Origin of the sequence: Hyphomonas oceanitis SCH89 (assembly GCF_000685295.1) — a bacterium.
GTDB classification, from domain to species: Bacteria; Pseudomonadota; Alphaproteobacteria; order Caulobacterales; family Hyphomonadaceae; genus Hyphomonas; species Hyphomonas oceanitis.
Genome location: NZ_ARYL01000140.1, coordinates 1 through 866, shown reverse-complemented (window position 1 = coordinate 866; position 866 = coordinate 1). Strand labels below are relative to the sequence as shown.

Below are 866 nucleotides of genomic sequence, written 5' to 3'. Positions count from 1 at the left end.
CGGAAGCAGCCGATACCAAGCCTGAAATGTCCGGGCCACTCGCACAATATATCGGTCTGCACCGCCATGGCGCAGCGCGTGCGACTTTGCTTGGACACCCTGGAATCGCCCTCCGGCTGATGGTGGCGCATGCCATTGTCGGCTCGGCCCTGTGGGCTGTCAGACGGCATGAATTCCTTGCCCGAAAGGAAGACATTCAGGACAGCGTCGATGCATCTCGTGCCGCCGCAGAAATGAACACAGCCGGGGACCATGTCCGCAGCCTGTTTGAGGCCCACGGGCTGGCATCCCTGCGCGCGAACGGGGACGCCTATCACCTCAGCGAGGTCTTTGCGGCGCTGCTCGGAATGGATGATGCGGAAACCTTGACCGTGCTAGCCTTCGTGATGGCGGATACGCTGGAGGCGGGCGGCCCGATTGTGGAAGCCGTCGCTGTCGCCACCGAAACCGACATGGCCGCCTACTGGAAGCCGGACCCTGTCTTCCTTGATCTCGTCCGGGACAAGCGCGCCATCAATACCATGGTGGCAGACATCGCGTCTCCAACGACGGCGAAGGCAGCGCTCACGGACACGGGCAAGGCGCAAAAGAACCTGATCTGGAACCGGATCGCAGGCGAAGGGTGCGAGGCCAATCCGGATTGGCGTCCGGGATGGATGCAGGTGCCGCCGACGCGCCTTGTTGAGGGTGCAGGGTCGCCGCCAGCAGATGCATGGGCACGGATCGCCAGCCTGTTTACGTCAGACGAGGACGAAATGTGTCCCGAAGACCAACCTGTCGCAGAGCAAGATGCCGCCTGACATATTGCGGTCTCCTGTCGATAGAAGTGCAAGCCGTCCGGCAGTATGTCGGGCGGCTTTTCCGCA

1 pseudogene is annotated in these 866 nt (G+C 62.4%); it reads left to right on the top strand.

The annotated features are described in order from the left end of the window. A pseudogene (locus tag HOC_RS22485) lies at positions 1-800 on the top strand (ParB/RepB/Spo0J family partition protein); the annotation flags it as partial. Between the last annotated feature and the right edge of the window lie 66 nt (positions 801-866).